Below are 16,997 nucleotides of genomic sequence, written 5' to 3'. Positions count from 1 at the left end.
CAGTCACTTTGATGTTGAATGTGCCGTCGCTATCGCGAGCAAGCTCGGCTCCTACACAAGGTCGACAAGCGCACCGTCCTCGCCGAAGCGTCGCTCAGGCTGATCAAACTGGGCGCCACCGGTCGGCGGAAAAATAAGTAAGTCTCCATTGATCAGCTAGTCTCTGATGCGCGAATGCCCTCATGAGCGTATGATTCGCGACCCTCGAGCGATCCCTTCGCCCGAGTACCCAGCTTTCAACTCTTCAGGCCAGGCCTGAACAGACCACACCGGGAGGTGCCCAGATGAGTATCAAAGACCAGAAAGACGACCAGGAAATCGGCCCAGCAGGCGAAAAACTGCAGAAAGTCCTCGCCCGAATCGGCGTCGGCTCGCGCCGTGACGTAGAAGCCTGGATCAGTCACGGCCGCATCAAGGTCAATGGCAAAGACGCCACCCTCGGGCAGCGCGTCGACATGCACGACGCCATCACCATTGATGGCAAGGTGATCAAGCGCGAAGAAGCCGCCGAGTCGGTACGCCGCGTGATCATGTACAACAAGCCAGACGGCGAAATCTGCACCCGCCTTGATCCGGAAGGCCGTCCGACCGTTTTCGACAAGATGCCGCGCCCGAAAGAAGGTCGCTGGATCAACATCGGTCGTCTGGACATCAACACCACCGGCCTGCTGATGTTCACCACCGACGGTGAGCTGGCCAACCGCCTGATGCACCCTTCCTATGAAATGGACCGTGAATACGCGGTGCGTGTGCGTGGCGAAGTCGATGACGAGATGATCGAGCGTCTGAAAGCAGGCGTCGTCCTCGAAGACGGCCCGGCCAAGTTCACCGACATCAAGCAGGCGCCAGGTGGCGAAGGTTTCAACCACTGGTACCACTGCGTGGTGATGGAAGGTCGCAACCGCGAAGTCCGTCGTCTGTGGGAATCCCAGGGCCTGGTGGTCAGCCGTCTGAAGCGCGTGCGTTTCGGTCCGGTGTTCCTCAACTCCGATCTGCCGATGGGCCGCTGGCGCGAAATGAGCCAGTACGAAGTCGACATTCTGAGTGCTGAAGTGGGCCTGACGCCGGTGGCCATGCCGCAGATGAACGCCAAGAGCAAAGACAAGCTCGATCGCATGCAGCGTAAATCGTCGCGTCCAATGGGCAAGACCGACCGCGTGCGTTCGTTGCGTCCAGCCATCGGTAACCAGACCGCTGCTACACCGCGTGACTCCCGTGAACCGCAAATCGAAGGCGAGCGCCCCGCCCGCAAGCCTGCAGCACCTCGTGCTGACGGCGAGCGCGGTCCACGCACTCCGCGTCCGGCCAACGGTCGCACCGAGCGCGGTGAAGGCCGTAGTGCGCCAAGCGGCGGTCGTAGTGATCGCGGTGCTCCTGCTGGTCGTGGAGAATCGGGTCGCGGTACGCCAGTGGCAGACCGTCCTTCTGATACCAAGCGCCCGGCCAAGCCAGCGCCGAAGAAGCGCCCAGGCATCGTCCTGGTCGACAAGGACGCGCCATCGGGCAAACGCCGTGGTGCGCCTGCCGGTTCGGGCCAGCGTCCGGGTTTCGGTCGTCGCAAGCCTGAGTAATCGGTAAGTGCTGCATAAAAAAACGCCAACCTTCGGGTTGGCGTTTTTTTTGGTCCGGCTGATCGTTTAGAACACAAACCGCCCATCAAACACCGGCTCATCATCCAGCGCCAACACGCCGCTGGAGAAGATCAGGTCCAGATGATGGCTACCCTTCGCGCCACCACCCAATCCCAGATGCAGCCCGCAATGACGTTCCTCGAATCCGGCATTGCGTGCATACAACGTCTTCACGCCTTCGTTGGTGCCGATCCCCAACTCCTCGATCCGTCGATTGGATGGATTGGCCTCCAGATACTTGTTGAAGTCATGTTCCAGCCCGGGCACCTCGGTGGCAATTTTGCGGATGGTCGAGTTCTCGATCCACAGTTCCAGCGGTGACTCCAGCACCCCGTATTTGCGGGCAAATGGAATAGTGCCGAGAAAAGTCCCCATGAACTTGACCCGCCCGTTAATGGCTTCGCTGTGCGTGGCAATTTCACCGGGCGCCAGATCGAAGTTGCCGACACCGTTAATATCGGTCCACTTCTTGATGCTGCTCAACGGTGTTTCGAACCATGACCCGTGATCATCTTTGAAACTTAACGTGTTGGCGTGAGACATGCGCTGGATCAAGTGGCTGTTCAACCCGGCAATGCGCTGCGGGGTGACACTGAAGGTGTCGTAGAAGTAATCGCCGTAATCCTTGAACAGCAGCGACTTCTTCCAGTTCTCGGCCATCACGCCTTGCAGCGCGCGGACAAATTCCGGGCCGTCGGGGCGTGGGTTGGGCAGGGTGGAAGAGTCGTAGAAGAAAATGTACAGATCGCTGTCAGTAATCGCCTGAGTCAGCAATTCGGTCGGTTCAAGGTCCAGGCGCATGGCGCTGAAACTAAACGGTTGGCCGTTACCGGCCTGTTCGGCGATGGCGCCGGTCAGTGCCGCGTAATCAGCCGTGTGGCCGAGCAAAACCTTCGCCGGGTTGATGCCGGCAAGGGCAGGGTGGTGTTCGAGGTAGTAAAGGAAATGCGAGATGGCGCGTTGCTTATCCATGTAGTCCTCCCTGACAAACCGAGAAAAAGTGGCAGGCACCACCGGCCGGATCGTGCCTGCCGGGCCTTTCTTACAAAGGCCACATCGCCGTGCCGAACGGAACAACCGCGTCGGCTTGCATCATTTCAACGGCGGCTTCATGGGTCGGTGCTTCAAACCAATCGTCCAGCTGCAGTTCAGTTTCCAAGTCGTTGTCCAGTGCTTGCATGGTGAATCTCCTAGATGACTTTTGAGTAAGAACAACTTGCCGATCGATGCGGCTCGGCAAGTCGCTGAAACCTAGTTCAGAGATTTTTAAAATGCAAAAAAATAATTAAATAAGATTTGTTTGAACTTTTTATTCTGTTTTGTAAGAGGCAATTTGTTAATAAAAAACAAAAAACTAACCCGACCTTTTCTTAAGGAAACGTCCTTCCGTCAATTTGCAGTCAGCCTACATCCAGATCTGATTCGGAAAATTTACGTTACGCCATGTAAAGAAACACTGACGAAATCAAGCCTCATATCCCTTGGTTTGACGATTATGCAATGGGTGTAAGGAAAACCTTCCGTCTCAGAGCCGTTTAGCCCCGATCGAGGGCTCTGGCCCGCTTGTTTCAGACTCGGTTGAAGGGTGAGATGCGCCCCATGCCTGTCGTGCAGGTGCATAACAAGAAGGAGGCGCAATGAACGCCGTGACTCATCTCTACTTCTCCCCGTGGGGCGATTTTTCCGCCGTCCCCGTCGATGACCCGCAAAGGTCTGACTCAATTTTTGCAGCCGCCCGAGGCACTCGAGGCGGACACTGGCAATCCCGGCAATCGACACGCTGATCCAGCGGTGTCTGGCAGCAGGGGGTTCCGGGTGTACAATGCGCCGCGTTTTAACTGTGACCTCCTGCGCATCTGCGCAAACCTCAAGGCTATCCGCCTTGTTCACTCCGTCGCGTCACGAGCGTGTCGGGTTCGATTTCGTCACAGATAAAAACAAACAGGTGACGCATGACCGTTGTAAAAACGCTGAACTCCTGGTGCTTGCGCTGGGGTTTGATCGGCGCTGCTTGAAATCGCAACTGAGCAGCAACGTCTAACGAACATCATCAAACCTTGCGTGAGACCCTTTTCATGAGTGGACAAAACTCGCATTCAGGCGAGCTGAAACGCGGCCTGAAAAATCGCCATATTCAACTGATCGCCCTCGGTGGCGCGATCGGTACCGGGCTGTTCCTCGGCTCGGCCGGCGTCCTGAAATCCGCCGGCCCGTCGATGATCCTCGGCTACGCCATCTGCGGCTTCATTGCTTTCATGATCATGCGCCAGCTCGGCGAAATGATCGTCGAAGAGCCGGTGGCCGGTTCCTTCAGCCACTTCGCTCATAAATACTGGGGTGGTTTTGCCGGCTTCCTGTCGGGCTGGAACTGCTGGATTCTGTACATTCTGGTGGGCATGTCGGAGCTGACCGCGGTCGGCAAATACATCCACTATTGGGCGCCGGACATCCCGACCTGGGTATCGGCAGCCGGATTTTTCGTCCTGATTAACCTGATCAACCTGGCCAACGTCAAAGTCTTCGGTGAGGCCGAGTTCTGGTTCGCGATCATCAAGGTCGTGGCCATCGTTGGCATGATTGCGCTGGGCAGCTATATGCTGGTCAGTGGCCACGGCGGCCCGCAAGCGTCGGTGACCAACCTCTGGGCCCACGGCGGCTTCTTCCCGAATGGCGTCAGCGGCCTGGTGATGGCCATGGCGATCATCATGTTCTCCTTCGGCGGCCTGGAAATGCTCGGTTTCACCGCAGCGGAAGCCGACAAACCGAGAACTGTGATCCCGAAAGCCATCAACCAGGTGATCTACCGGATCCTGATTTTCTACATCGGTGCGTTGGTCATCCTGCTGTCGCTGACGCCTTGGGACAGCCTGTTGGCTACCCTGAACGCGTCGGGTGATTCCTACAGCGGCAGCCCGTTCGTGCAAGTGTTCTCGATGCTCGGCAGCGACACCGCCGCGCACATCCTCAACTTTGTGGTCCTGACCGCGGCGTTGTCGGTGTATAACAGCGGCACCTACTGCAACAGCCGCATGCTGCTGGGCATGGCCGAGCAGGGCGATGCGCCGAAGGCTCTGGCGAAAATCGACAAGCGCGGCGTGCCGGTGCGTTCGATCCTTGCTTCGGCGGCGGTGACGCTGATCGCGGTGTTGCTGAACTACCTGATCCCGCAAAACGCGCTGGAACTGTTGATGTCGCTGGTCGTGGCCACCCTGGTGATCAACTGGGCGATGATCAGCTTCTCGCACTTCAAGTTCCGCCAGCACATGAACAAGACCCAGCAAACGCCGCTGTTCAAGGCCCTGTGGTACCCGTACGGGAACTACGTCTGCCTGGCGTTCGTGGTGTTCATTCTCGGCGTGATGTTGTTGATCCCGGGCATCCAGATCTCGGTGTATGCGATTCCGGTGTGGGTTGCGTTCATGTGGGTTTGCTACGGCATCAAGAACAAGCGCAACGCTCAACAGGCGTTGCAGGCCGCAGTGAAATAACCCAGCAGCCAGAAACAACAAACCCGGCCATGTGCCGGGTTTGTCATTTCGGGGCCTTGTGTTCCTACAGGAGTCAGCCTGTCATTCGCGGTATCCTGCAGCTTCTGAATACGGACGCTTTTCCATGCTGGTGATTTCCAACAACGTGCATCTCCCGGATGCCGAGATCGAGTTGACCGCTATTCGCGCCCAAGGGGCGGGGGGGCAGAACGTCAACAAGGTCTCTAGCGCCATGCACCTGCGATTCGACATTCCGGCCTCGTCGTTGCCCGAGTTCTACAAGGAACGGCTGCTGGCGCTGCGTGACAGTCGCATCACCAGCGAAGGGGTGTTGATCATCAAGGCCCAGCAATACCGCACGCAGGAAGCCAATCGCGCGGATGCGCTGGAGCGGCTGACCGAGTTGATCCTCAGTGCCACCAAGGTCGAAAAGAAACGTCGTCCGACCAAACCGACCCTCGGTTCGAAGAAGCGTCGGCTCGAATCCAAGACCAAGCGTGGCAGCATCAAGGCCGGGCGCGGTAAGGTCGACTTCTAACGCGCGTCTCTTTCTTCGCGATACTTTGGCGCTTGCCGGTACAGATAAACGCTAAGCATCAACCCGCTTAAAGCGGCGAGGGCGGCGAACAGGAAAATCGAGGCAAAGCCAAAGCCTGCCGCCACCGCACCGGCCAACGGCCCGGTGATCCCCAGCGACAAATCGATGAACAGCGAATAAGCCCCGACCGCGGCACCACGGCTGGAGGCTGGCACCAGATTGACCGCTTCCACCCCCAGCGCGGGGAACACCAGCGAAAAGCCGAACCCGCTCAGCGCCGCACCGGCCAGTGCCCAATGAGCGTCCGGTGCCAGCCATAGCAGCAACAACCCAAGCGTTTCCACCGACAGGCAGGCAATCGCCACGCGAAAGCCGCCGAGGCGGTTGATCAGGTTGCCGAACAGCAGGCGTGCGCCGATGAAGCTGGCCCCAAACAGGCTCAAACAGAGCACTGCGTTCGACCAATGCTGCGTGGCGTAATACAAGGTGATGAAGGTGGCGATGGTGCCGAAGCCGATCGAGCCCAGCGCCAGACCGCAACCATGTGGCAGCACGCGCCCCAGCACATGCATGAACGGCAAGCGTTCACCGACAACGACCGGTGCGGCGGTTTTCGGCCAGGCCAGCGCCAGGCCCAGCACGGCCAGCAGCACGATGCTCACGCCCATGCTCCACAAACCCAATTCACCGACCAGCCACACTCCCAGCGGGGCGCCGATGGCGATGGCGCCATAACTGGCGATGCCGTTCCAGGAAATGACCTTGGCGGTGTTCGCCGCGCCGACCCGACCGATGCCCCAGCCGATCGAACCGGAGCCCACCAGGCTTTCCGCGCTGCCGAGCACCAGACGACCGATCAACAGACTGATCAGACTCAAGGTCGGCAGGCTCTGGGTCGAGGCCGAAATCAGCATGAACACACCGCTCAATCCGCAACCGGCGAGGCCGTACATCACGGCGAGTTTGCTGCCCTTGTTGTCGATGATTTTTCCGGCATAAGGGCGGCTGAGCAGGGTGGCCAGGTATTGCACGCTGATGACCAGACCGGCTATCACCGCGCCGAAGCCCAGATCACTGTGGACGTAGCCCGGCAACACGGCCAGGGGAATGCCGATACTCAGGTAGCCGATGAAGGTGAACAGCACGATGGAAACGACTTGCAGCGTGACCGCCAGGGGGCGCTGGTTTTCAGGCATGGGTAAAAGGTCCACGGGGAAGCAGGATAGATAGGCTGCTTATGATAGCGGCGCGAGCGGACGCGGGTCGTGGAAAAGTACAACTATTTGCCGGGAGAGTGATTCAAGGTTTGGCGGGAGCAACCAGGTGCGTGGTGACCAAGGCGGCCAGGGCGTTTTCTTCGGTACCGAAGCGGGCCAGGAGGGCGGCTTGCTTGTCGGGGGACAGGCGATTCCAGATCTCGATCATCTTCTCGGTGGTACCGATCAGAACGCTGGCCTGAGCTTCGCTAAAGGTAGGGTTGAAGTCGTCGGTCATGGAGGGGCTCAAGGGTTCAGGCGGTGTGGAAAGCGCATGTTAGCGCTTTCCACACGGTCTGGCATTGCAGGTGAATCAGTCTTCGCTGTCGGCCTTGCGGCGTTCAGTGGCTTCTTTCGGCTCGGGCTGTTGGGCACCGGCTTGTTGCGTGGGCGTCTGCTCAGTTTCGTGCAGGCTTGGGAAGGGGAGATTAGGGATCTCGTGCATATCGCGCTCCTCGCAAAGTCTGTTGATAGATCTGGTAGATCCGCGCTTTTAAAAAGCCTGGGAAGGATACAGCAGGAGAAATGACAAATAGAGTTTTATATCCATTTGTTGCGACGGATGGGGTTGTCTAGACAGGTTGGTAGCAGTGACACAAACCAATGTGGGAGCGAGCCGGCTCGCTCCCACAGGGGGCCTGTGCAGGGCTTGAGGGTTATTTGCAGACTTCGGCAATCGCCTCGGCCAGCAAATCCAGACGCGTCGCATCAATCCCGGCCACGTTGGCCCGGCCTGAGTTGACCATGTAAACACTGTGATGATCGCGCAGTTGTTTCACCTGGTCCGACGTCAATCCGGTGTAGGAAAACATCCCGCGCTGCACGCCGATGTGCGCAAAGCGCTCGCGCAACCCATGAGGCTCAAGGGCTTCAACCAATCCGCTGCGCAGTTGGGCGATACGCAAACGCATGGCTTCCACTTCGTCAGCCCAGAGGCTTTTCAGCTCTGGATCACCGAGGATGGTCGCCACCACAGCCGCGCCGTGATCTGGCGGTGTCGACCACAGGTTGCGGGCGATGTTGGCCAGTTGGCTGCGGATATCCACTAACTTGTCAGCGGTTTTCGCGCAGACAATCAGCGCGCCTGTGCGGTCGCGGTACAGGCCGAAGTTCTTTGAGCAGGAACTGGTGATCAGTACTTCCGGCAACGCGGCCGCGAACAAGCGGGTCGACCATGCATCCTGTTCCAGACCATCGCCGAAGCCTTGGTAGGCGAAGTCGATCAACGGAACCAGATCGCGGCTGCGCACCACGTCCAGCACCCGGCGCCAGGCGTCATGGGACAGATCGAAACCGGTCGGGTTGTGGCAGCAGGCGTGCAGCAGCACCACATCGCCCTTCGGCGCTTCGTTGAGTACCGCGAGCATCGCTTCGACGTCGAGGCGGTTATCGCTGCCGACGTACGGGTAATGACTGACCTTGACTCCAGCCGCCGCGAAGATGGTTTCGTGAATCGGCCAGGTCGGGTTGCTCAGCCACACGCCACGACCCGGCAGGCACTGGGCGATGAAGTCGGCACTCAAGCGCAGCGCGCCGGTGCCACCCGGCGTTTGCGTCGCGCCGGCCCGTTGTTCAGCGATCAGCGGGGAATCGGCACCCAAAACCAATTCAATGATGGCCTTGCCGAACGCCGGTTCGCCGTGACCACCGATGTAGGTTTTGGTGGTCTGACGATCCACCAGACGTTGCTCGGCGAGCTTCACCGACTGGGGAATCGGTGTCAGGCCCTGGGCATCTTTATAGACGCCCACGCCGAGGTCGAATTTGCGCGGGTTAGGGTCCTGCGCATAGGCCTCCATCAGGCCGAGAATCGGGTCGCCGGGTACTCGACCTATGGCGTCGAAATGCATTATTTGCGGCCCTCGGCGTCCTTGGCCACTTCGTCAGTGCGCGCGGCCATGATGAAGTCGTTGCGATGCAGGCCTTTGATGGAGTGGCTCCACCAGGTCACGGTGACTTTGCCCCACTCGGTGAGCAGGCCTGGGTGGTGACCTTCGGCCTCGGAGATTTCACCGACGGCGTTGGTGAACGCCAGCGCGTGTTTGAAGTTCTTGAACAGGAAAACTTTTTCCAGCTGCATCACGCTGTCGCGCACTTCGATGTTCCAGTCCGGGATCTGCTTGATCAGTACCGGCAGTTCTTCGTCGCTGACCTGAGGAGCGCCGGCTTGGCAGGCTTCGCAGTGGGCTTGGTTCAATGTGGACATGATGGGTTCCTGAAATCGAATGATAAGAGGTTGGCCGCCAGCGGAACCGCGCGGTTTCACCACGCTAAAGCAAAGCGTCGGTTCCTGACAGACTCACTTGATCGTAAAAGTCGCGGATCACGCAGCTTTTGGTTTTGGCGGAAATTTTGGTGCGCGCAAACCCAGCTGCATCCCTTGCTTGACCCTACCCATGATGTCTTCGTGGGCGAGGTCGAACAGGCGTTTGAGGTTCGGCAGGGCAAAGTACAGCGGCTGCAAAATGTCGATGCGGTACGGCGTGCGCATGCACTCCAGCGGATCGAAGGCCTGATGCTCAGGTTCGTCCGACAGGCAGTAAACGGTTTCTTTCGGCGAGGAGAGAATGCCGCCGCCGTAGATGCGCAGGCCTTCTGGCGTGTTGACCAGGCCGAACTCGATGGTCATCCAGTACAGACGCGCCAGGTACACGCGTTCTTCCTTGGAAGCCTGTAGGCCAAGTTTGCCGTAGGTGTGGGTAAATTCGGCGAACCAAGGGTTGGTCAGCAGCGGACAGTGGCCAAAAATCTCGTGGAAAATGTCCGGCTCTTGCAGGTAATCCAGCTCTTCGCGGGTACGAATAAACGTCGCTACCGGAAACTGCTTGTTGGCGAGCAATTCGAAAAAGGTCTGGAAGGGGATCAGTGCGGGTACCCGGGCAACCTGCCAGCCGGTGGTTTCGCCGAGAACCTTGTTGATCTCACCGAGTTGAGGAATGCGGTCGTGGGGCAGACCGAGTTTTTCGATACCGTCCAGGTATTCCTGGCACGCACGCCCTTCGATCACTTTCAGTTGGCGAGTAATCAGCGTGTTCCACACCGCGTGTTCTTCGGCGGGGTAGTCGATAAAACCTTGCGCATCGGGCTCGCGAGCCACGTATTGCGTCTGCTTCATGCTGCTCTCCTGCTAGGGGATTTCGTTCTTGTTATGTCCTGCTATGGACTTAGAAATACTCCAAGGTGTGCGGCGTTGCAGCAGGTGATCGGCATTCTGTGTAGGAGAATTCGCCTATTTTCGTAAAGTATTCGTTACGGATTGGCGCCTATCGCGCAGCTACTGAGATTTTCGGGTTTGAAACAGCGCACAGGTGTCACATAATCTTGACGACTAAGTTGGCGCCTGCGCAGAAAATTCTCGGCTCAGGCCCTCGATCACTCCTGTTTCGGGCCTTTATATGCGTATCAAAGTTCACTGCCAGAACCGCATCGGCATCCTGCGCGACATTCTTAACCTGCTGGTGGAATACGGGATCAACGTCGCACGCGGCGAGGTCGGCGGTGAGCATGGCAATGCCATCTACCTGCATTGCCCGAACCTGATCAACATTCAGTTCCAGGCTTTGCGCCCGAAATTTGAATCGATTGCGGGGGTTTTTGGCGTCAAGCGTGTAGGTCTGATGCCCAGCGAGCGTCGGCACATGGAGCTCAATGCCTTGCTCGGCGCATTGGAATTTCCGGTGCTGTCGATCGACATGGGCGGCTCGATCGTCGCGGCCAACCGCGCAGCGGCGCAGTTGCTCGGGGTGCGGGTGGATGAGGTGCCGGGGATTCCGCTGTCGCGTTACGCCGAAGATTTCGACTTGCCGGAACTGGTGCGCGCCAATAAGTCGCGGATCAACGGGCTGCGGGTGAAGGTCAAGGGCGACGTGTTTCTCGCTGATATCGCGCCACTGCAATCGGAACATGACGACAGCGAAGCCATGGCTGGCGCGGTACTCACGCTGCACCGCGCCGACCGGGTCGGTGAGCGCATCTATAACGTGCGCAAGCAGGAGCTGCGCGGTTTCGACAGCATTTTCCAAAGCTCGAAGGTGATGGCCGCCGTGGTGCGTGAAGCCCGGCGCATGGCGCCGCTGGATGCGCCGCTATTGATAGAAGGTGAAACCGGTACCGGTAAAGAGTTGCTGGCGCGAGCCTGCCACCTGGCGAGTCCGCGGGGGCAGTCACCCTTGATGGCGCTCAACTGCGCCGGTTTGCCGGAATCCATGGCTGAGACGGAGCTGTTCGGCTACGGCCCCGGTGCTTTCGAAGGGGCGCGGGCAGAAGGCAAACTCGGGCTGCTGGAACTGACAGCGGGCGGTACGCTGTTTCTCGATGGCGTCGGGGAAATGAGCCCGCGTTTGCAGGTGAAATTGCTGCGTTTCCTGCAGGACGGTTGCTTCCGTCGTGTGGGCAGCGATGAAGAGGTTTATCTGGATGTGCGGGTGATCTGCGCAACGCAGGTCGACCTGTCCGAATTGTGCGCGCGCGGTGAGTTTCGCCAGGATTTGTATCACCGTTTGAACGTGCTTTCTCTGCACATCCCGCCACTGCGCGAATGCCTCGATGGTTTGACGCCACTGGTGGAGCACTTCCTCGATCAGGCCAGTCGGCAGATCGGTTGCCCACTGCCAAAACTGGCGCCGGCGGCGATGGATCGGCTCAGTCATTACCACTGGCCGGGCAATGTTCGGCAATTGGAAAATGTGTTGTTCCAGGCGGTTTCGTTGTGCGAGGGCGGGACCGTCAAGGCCGAACATATTCGCCTGCCGGATTACGGCGTGCGTCAGCCACTTGGCGATTTCTCACTCGAGGGCGGGTTGGACGAGATTGTCGGGCGCTTCGAGAAAGCGGTGCTTGAGCGCTTGTACTCCGAGCATCCGAGCAGTCGGCAACTGGGCAAGCGGTTGGGGGTTTCGCACACCACCATTGCCAATAAACTGCGTGAATACGAGGTTGGCAAAGAACCCGGCAACACCTAGGTCCCTGTAGCCGCTGTCGAGCCTGCGAGGCTGCGTTCGGCTGCGAAGCAGTCGTTAATTCAGACACTGTGGTGTTTCTGGATGGACGCGAGCACAGGATTCACGACTGCTTCGCAGCCGAAAGCAGCCTCGCGGTGCTCGACAGCTACTACAGGGACGGTGTTTAGCCGAAGAGGTCGGCACTTGCCGCAAGCGGCATAACACCGCCGGTTTTTCGTCTTCGACACAATCCCCGTTTCCCCTCTGGACCCCTCAACCCCTTTGTTTGCCGGTCCCCGCACCGCCAGAAAAAAGTTGGTCTGCAAATTGCTTATCGCTCAGCAGTACAGCAGTGGGCGGCAAACGTCCGGCATGCAGAGGAAAGAGTGTGGACAAGTACCTTTATGTGGCAATGACCGGCGCCAGCCAGAATGCACTGGCGCAGAAGGCTCATGCGAACAACCTGGCGAACATCTCTACCAACGGTTTCCAGAAAGACCTGGAGCAGGCTCGTTCGATGCCGGTGTTTGGTGACAGCTTTCCGGCGCGTGCGTTTGCCTTGTCCGAGCGTCCGGCCACCGACTTCTCCCCTGGCGCGCTGGTGGAAACCGGTCGCGACCTCGATGTCGCCGTGCAAGGCCGCGGATGGATCGCCGTGCAGAACCCTGACGGCGGCGAAAGCTACGTGCGCACCGGCAGCCTGAACGTCGACGCCCTGGGCGTGCTGCGGGCCGGCAATGGTATGCCGGTGATGGGCAACGGCGGGCCGATTGCCGTGCCGCCCGAGCAGCAAATCGAAGTGGGCGAGGACGGCACCATCAGCATTCGTGCGATGGGCGAAGGTCCTCGCGTGATGGCCGAAGTCGACCGCATCAAACTGGTCAACCCTGACTTCAAGAACATGACCAAAGGCCTGGACGGTTCGATCCACACCAAGGACGGCAAGCCGGCGCAAGCCGATGCCAACGTCAAGCTGGTGTCCGGTTTTCTCGAGTCGAGCAACGTCAATGCCGTGGAAGAAATGACCTCGGTGTTGGCCCTGGCTAAGCAGTTCGAGCTGCACATCAAAATGATGAACACCGCCAAAGACGATGACCAGGCCATGGCTCGGGTCTTGCAGATCAGCTAATTATCAGAACGTCGCGCCGTAAAACAGGCGCACGAGGAGAATCGAATGCTTCCGGCTCTATGGGTTGCCAAAACAGGTCTGTCCGCCCAGGACACCAACCTGACGACCATTTCCAACAACCTGGCCAACGTGTCGACCACGGGTTTCAAACGTGACCGTGCCGAGTTCCAGGACTTGCTCTACCAGATCAAGCGCCAGCCAGGCGCCCAGTCGACCCAGGACAGTGAACTGCCGTCGGGTCTGCAATTGGGTACCGGTGTGCGCATCGTCGGCACCCAGAAAAACTTCACCGCCGGCAGCCTGCAAACCACCGAGCAGCCGTTGGACATGGCCATCGACGGTCGCGGTTTCTTCCAGATTCTGCAGCCGGACGGCACCACGTCCTACACCCGTGACGGTACGTTCCACCTGGATTCCAACGGTCAGATCGTCAACGCCAGCGGCTTTGCCCTGGAACCGGCCATTGTCATCCCCAACGATGCCCAGACCTTCACGGTCGGTCGCGACGGCACCGTGTCCATCACCGTTACCGGCAACCCGGCATCCCAGGTGATCGGCAACCTGCAAACCGCCGACTTCATCAACCCGGCCGGTCTGCAGGCCGTGGGCAACAACCTGTTCCTGGAAACCGCTGCCAGCGGCGCGCCGCAAGTCGGTACCCCGGGTCTGGCCGGTTTCGGCACCACGCTGCAGAACACCCTGGAAACGTCCAACGTCAGCACCGTTGAGGAGATGGTCAACATGATCACCACTCAGCGCGCTTACGAGATGAACTCCAAGGTGATCTCGACCGCCGACCAGATGCTCTCGTTCGTAACGCAGAATCTGTAATCAAGTCTATGAGGCGGCCATGAGGTCGCCTGCAACACCGTGAGGTAGGGTCATGAATCGCTTTGTATCTGTTCTGGCACTGAGTGGGGCCGTCGTGCTCGCGGGCTGCGTTGCCCCACCGCCCAAGCCCAATGACCCTTACTACGCCCCGGTGTTGCCGCGCACACCGTTGCCGGCTGCCGCCAATAACGGCTCGATCTACCAGGCCGGTTTCGAACAGAACCTGTACAGCGACCGCAAGGCGTTCCGGGTCGGTGACATCATCACCATCACCCTGAACGAACGCACCCAGGCCAGCAAGAACGCTAACTCGCAAACCGCCAAGAACAGCAAGACCGACATCGGCCTGAGCTCGTTTTTCGGGGGTGGCCTGAGCACCAGTGATCCAGTGGGCAGCGGTAGCCTGAGTCTGGACGTCGGTTACGAAGGCGACCGTGCGACCAAGGGCGATAGCAAGTCCGGCCAGAGCAACAGCCTGACCGGTTCGATCACCGTGACCGTCGCGGACGTGTTGCCCAACGGCATCATCGCCGTGCGCGGCGAGAAGTGGCTGACCCTCAATACCGGCGATGAGCTGGTACGGATTGCAGGGCTTGTTCGGGCCGATGACATCGCTACGGATAACACCGTTTCGTCGACCCGCGTCGCCGATGCGCGTATCACCTATTCGGGCACCGGTGCGTTTGCCGATGCGAGTCAGCCAGGCTGGTTCGACCGTTTCTTCCTCAGCCCGCTGTTCCCTTTCTAGGTGGCTACGTTGAACTTCAAACACCTGATGGTGGCCGCCCTGTTGCTGTCCGCAGCCTTCAACGCCCAAGCCGAGCGGCTGAAGGACATCGCCAGTATTTCCGGCGTGCGTTCCAACCAACTGATCGGTTACGGCCTGGTGGTCGGGCTTAATGGTACCGGTGACCAGACGACGCAGACGCCGTTCACCCTGCAGACGTTCAACAACATGCTCTCGCAGTTCGGCATCAAGGTGCCGCCGGGTTCAGGCAACGTGCAGTTGAAGAACGTCGCAGCCGTGTCGATCAGTGCCGACTTGCCGGCGTTTGCCAAGCCGGGCCAGCAGGTCGACATTACCGTAGCGTCCATCGGTAACTCCAAGAGCCTGCGCGGCGGCACCTTGCTGCTGACGCCGCTCAAGGGTATCGACGGCAATGTCTACGCGATCGCTCAGGGCAACCTGGTGGTCGGCGGTTTTGATGCCGAAGGTCGCGATGGTTCGAAAATCACCGTCAACGTTCCGTCGGCCGGTCGTATCCCGGGCGGTGCATCGGTTGAGCGTTCGGTGCCGAGCGGTTTCAACCAGGGCAATAGCCTGACCCTGAACCTCAATCGTTCGGACTTCACCACGGCCAAGCGCATCGTCGACAAGATCAATAACATGCTCGGCCCTGGCGTTGCCCAGGCCATCGACGGCGGCTCAATTCGTGTCAGCGCACCACTCGATCCGAGCCAGCGCGTCGACTACTTGTCGATCATCGAGAACCTCGAAGTTGACCCGGGTCAGGCGGTGGCGAAAGTCATCATCAACTCCCGTACCGGCACCATTGTGATCGGCCAGAACGTCAAGGTTTCCCCGGCCGCCGTGACCCACGGCAGCCTGACGGTGACCATCACCGAAGACCCGATCGTCAGCCAGCCCGGCCCTCTGTCCAATGGTCAGACGGCCGTCGTGCCGCGCTCGCGGGTCAACGCCCAGCAGGAAGCCAAGCCGATGTTCAAGTTCGGTCCGGGCACCACCCTCGACGAAATCGTGCGTGCGGTGAACCAGGTCGGCGCGGCACCGGGTGACTTGATGGCCATCCTCGAAGCACTGAAGCAGGCTGGCGCATTGCAAGCCGACCTGATCGTGATCTGAGGACGACGACCATGGATATGCGCAAGGGCGGTTTGGGTGTCGGCAGCAGCGATTCGGGCTCCTATTCGGACTTGAATCGCTTGAACCAGCTCAAGGTCGGCGACAAGGACAGTGACGCGAACATGCGCAAAGTTGCGCAGGAATTCGAGTCGCTGTTCCTCGGTGAAATGCTCAAGTCCATGCGCTCGGCCACTGAAACGCTGGGCCAGGACAATCCGCTCAATACGCCGGCAGCCAAGCAATACCAGGAGATGTACGACCAGCAGTTGGCCGTTTCCATGTCCCGTGAGGGCGGTGGTATCGGGTTGGCCGACGTGCTGATGCGTCAAATGTCGAAGAATAAACCGTTGGCCCCCGGCGAGGCCGCTGCCGCGTCAGCCGCCAAGCAAGCTGCCGCGAAAGCCGCCGTGGAAACGCCGATTGCCGCCGGTACGGTCGCCACCAACGGGCCGCTGTCGCGCCTCAATGGCGAGCGTCCGTTGTGGGCTTCGCGCTCGGTGAAGTCGCCGGCCAATGCGGGCGAGGGCGCTCATCACAATGATATGGCGCTGATCAACCAGCGGCGTCTGGCGCTACCGCCGAAACTGGCCGACCGCTTGCTCGCAGGGTTGGTGCCGTCGGCATCGACCACCGCAACGACCGCCACGGCGGCGCAGAATAAAATCCAAATGCCGCAGAGTACCAGGACCGGTTCCGGCCCCCTGTACAACGGTGACTGGCTGGCTTCGCAAGCGGATGCGACATCCAACGGGCGCCTGCAGGTTTATGGTCGTGCCATGGCTCAAATACCCCTGGCACCGGCGAAGAAAGCGTTCAGTTCCGCCGACGAATTCGTCAACACCATGTTGCCGATGGCCAAAGAGGCCGCCGAACGCATTGGTGTCGATCCGCGTTATTTGGTGGCGCAGGCGGCCTTGGAAACCGGTTGGGGTAAATCGGTCATGCGCGCCCAGGATGGCAGCAGCAGCCATAACCTGTTCGGCATCAAGGCCAGCAGCAGTTGGAAGGGCGAATCGGCGCGGGCAATCACCAGCGAATTCAGGAATGGCGAGAGGGTCAAGGAGACGGCTGAGTTCCGTTCCTACGCCTCTTACAAGGACAGCTTCCATGACCTTGTGACGCTGCTGCAAACCAACAATCGCTATCAAGATGTTGTGAAGTCGGCCGATAACCCGGAACAGTTTGTACGCGAGTTGCAAAAGGCCGGTTACGCAACCGACCCAAACTACGCAAGCAAGATTTCGCAGATAGCCAAGCAGATGACGAGTTACCAGAACTACGCTGCGGCGGGCGCTTCCACTACGCCTTTATAGGCACAAG

General features: G+C 59.3%; 17 protein-coding genes and 1 pseudogene. 10 read left to right on the top strand and 8 right to left on the bottom strand.

Annotated features, from left to right (window positions below; all coding sequences use genetic code 11):
- Positions 1 to 51: 51 nt before the first annotated feature.
- Together ACYZT3_RS20650 and rluB are read left to right on the top strand one after the other, a co-directional pair.
- A pseudogene (locus tag ACYZT3_RS20650) lies at positions 52 to 141 on the top strand (DUF1289 domain-containing protein); the annotation flags it as partial.
- A 143-nt stretch (positions 142 to 284) separates the two neighbouring features.
- The gene (gene rluB, locus ACYZT3_RS20645; RefSeq protein ID WP_282380702.1) at positions 285 to 1,571 is read left to right on the top strand and encodes a 23S rRNA pseudouridine(2605) synthase RluB; all 1,287 of its coding nucleotides are present in this window, start codon (positions 285 to 287) and stop codon (positions 1,569 to 1,571) included.
- A 66-nt stretch (positions 1,572 to 1,637) separates the two neighbouring features.
- Here the strand turns inward: rluB and ACYZT3_RS20640 are convergent, their stop codons facing one another.
- Positions 1,638 to 2,603 (bottom strand): M29 family metallopeptidase, encoded by a 966-nt coding sequence (locus tag ACYZT3_RS20640; RefSeq protein ID WP_462030590.1) that lies wholly within the window; start codon positions 2,601 to 2,603, stop codon positions 1,638 to 1,640.
- 70 nt (positions 2,604 to 2,673) lie between these two features.
- A complete protein-coding gene (locus tag ACYZT3_RS20635; protein WP_282380696.1) occupies positions 2,674 to 2,811 on the bottom strand; it encodes a hypothetical protein in 138 nt (45 codons plus the stop codon).
- An 895-nt stretch (positions 2,812 to 3,706) separates the two neighbouring features.
- On the opposite strand from ACYZT3_RS20635, the gene ACYZT3_RS20630 reads away from it, so the two are divergent.
- Positions 3,707 to 5,119, top strand: coding sequence for an amino acid permease (locus tag ACYZT3_RS20630; protein ID WP_462030589.1), 1,413 nt, complete (start codon positions 3,707 to 3,709; stop codon positions 5,117 to 5,119).
- A 124-nt stretch (positions 5,120 to 5,243) separates the two neighbouring features.
- The gene (arfB, locus tag ACYZT3_RS20625) at positions 5,244 to 5,657 is read left to right on the top strand and encodes an alternative ribosome rescue aminoacyl-tRNA hydrolase ArfB (RefSeq protein ID WP_007902485.1); all 414 of its coding nucleotides are present in this window, start codon (positions 5,244 to 5,246) and stop codon (positions 5,655 to 5,657) included.
- Here arfB and ACYZT3_RS20620 read toward each other — a convergent pair.
- From ACYZT3_RS20620 to phhA, 6 genes are all read right to left on the bottom strand, one after another.
- A complete protein-coding gene (locus tag ACYZT3_RS20620; protein WP_282380691.1) occupies positions 5,654 to 6,853 on the bottom strand; it encodes an MFS transporter in 1,200 nt (399 codons plus the stop codon). The genes arfB and ACYZT3_RS20620 overlap by 4 nt on opposite strands.
- A 103-nt stretch (positions 6,854 to 6,956) precedes the next feature.
- The gene (locus ACYZT3_RS20615; RefSeq protein ID WP_282380689.1) at positions 6,957 to 7,151 is read right to left on the bottom strand and encodes a hypothetical protein; all 195 of its coding nucleotides are present in this window, start codon (positions 7,149 to 7,151) and stop codon (positions 6,957 to 6,959) included.
- Between the two features lie 75 nt (positions 7,152 to 7,226).
- Complete coding sequence (locus tag ACYZT3_RS20610; RefSeq protein ID WP_008156098.1) at positions 7,227 to 7,358, bottom strand: hypothetical protein; 132 nt, start codon at positions 7,356 to 7,358, stop codon at positions 7,227 to 7,229.
- Between the two features lie 211 nt (positions 7,359 to 7,569).
- Entirely contained in the window at positions 7,570 to 8,763 is a 1,194-nt protein-coding gene (locus ACYZT3_RS20605; RefSeq protein WP_462030588.1) for an amino acid aminotransferase, read from the bottom strand.
- The gene (locus ACYZT3_RS20600; protein ID WP_129442142.1) at positions 8,763 to 9,119 is read right to left on the bottom strand and encodes a 4a-hydroxytetrahydrobiopterin dehydratase; all 357 of its coding nucleotides are present in this window, start codon (positions 9,117 to 9,119) and stop codon (positions 8,763 to 8,765) included. Before ACYZT3_RS20600 ends, ACYZT3_RS20605 begins: the two co-directional genes overlap by 1 nt.
- A gap of 117 nt (positions 9,120 to 9,236) precedes the next feature.
- Entirely contained in the window at positions 9,237 to 10,028 is a 792-nt protein-coding gene (gene phhA / locus ACYZT3_RS20595; RefSeq protein ID WP_462030587.1) for a phenylalanine 4-monooxygenase, read from the bottom strand.
- Positions 10,029 to 10,308: 280 nt separating this feature from the next.
- Between phhA and ACYZT3_RS20590 the strand changes: the two genes are divergently transcribed.
- The 6 genes from ACYZT3_RS20590 (at position 10,309) to flgJ (ending at position 16,990) form a co-directional block, all read left to right on the top strand.
- Positions 10,309 to 11,874 (top strand): sigma-54-dependent transcriptional regulator, encoded by a 1,566-nt coding sequence (locus ACYZT3_RS20590; protein ID WP_282380682.1) that lies wholly within the window; start codon positions 10,309 to 10,311, stop codon positions 11,872 to 11,874.
- Between the two features lie 367 nt (positions 11,875 to 12,241).
- Positions 12,242 to 12,982, top strand: a complete 741-nt coding sequence (locus tag ACYZT3_RS20585) for a flagellar basal body rod protein FlgF (protein WP_282380680.1) — start codon at positions 12,242 to 12,244, stop codon at positions 12,980 to 12,982.
- 45 nt (positions 12,983 to 13,027) lie between these two features.
- Entirely contained in the window at positions 13,028 to 13,813 is a 786-nt protein-coding gene (gene flgG / locus ACYZT3_RS20580; protein ID WP_059407583.1) for a flagellar basal-body rod protein FlgG, read from the top strand.
- Between the two features lie 52 nt (positions 13,814 to 13,865).
- Positions 13,866 to 14,561, top strand: coding sequence for a flagellar basal body L-ring protein FlgH (gene flgH / locus ACYZT3_RS20575; protein ID WP_149418667.1), 696 nt, complete (start codon positions 13,866 to 13,868; stop codon positions 14,559 to 14,561).
- A gap of 27 nt (positions 14,562 to 14,588) precedes the next feature.
- Complete coding sequence (locus tag ACYZT3_RS20570) at positions 14,589 to 15,677, top strand: flagellar basal body P-ring protein FlgI (protein ID WP_282380812.1); 1,089 nt, start codon at positions 14,589 to 14,591, stop codon at positions 15,675 to 15,677.
- A gap of 11 nt (positions 15,678 to 15,688) precedes the next feature.
- The gene (gene flgJ, locus ACYZT3_RS20565; protein ID WP_462030586.1) at positions 15,689 to 16,990 is read left to right on the top strand and encodes a flagellar assembly peptidoglycan hydrolase FlgJ; all 1,302 of its coding nucleotides are present in this window, start codon (positions 15,689 to 15,691) and stop codon (positions 16,988 to 16,990) included.
- Positions 16,991 to 16,997: the final 7 nt, after the last annotated feature.

The organism is Pseudomonas sp. MDT1-16 (assembly GCF_054898115.1).
The sequence above is the reverse complement of the archived record's forward strand: the minus strand, read 5'-3'. Positions and strand labels throughout refer to the sequence as shown.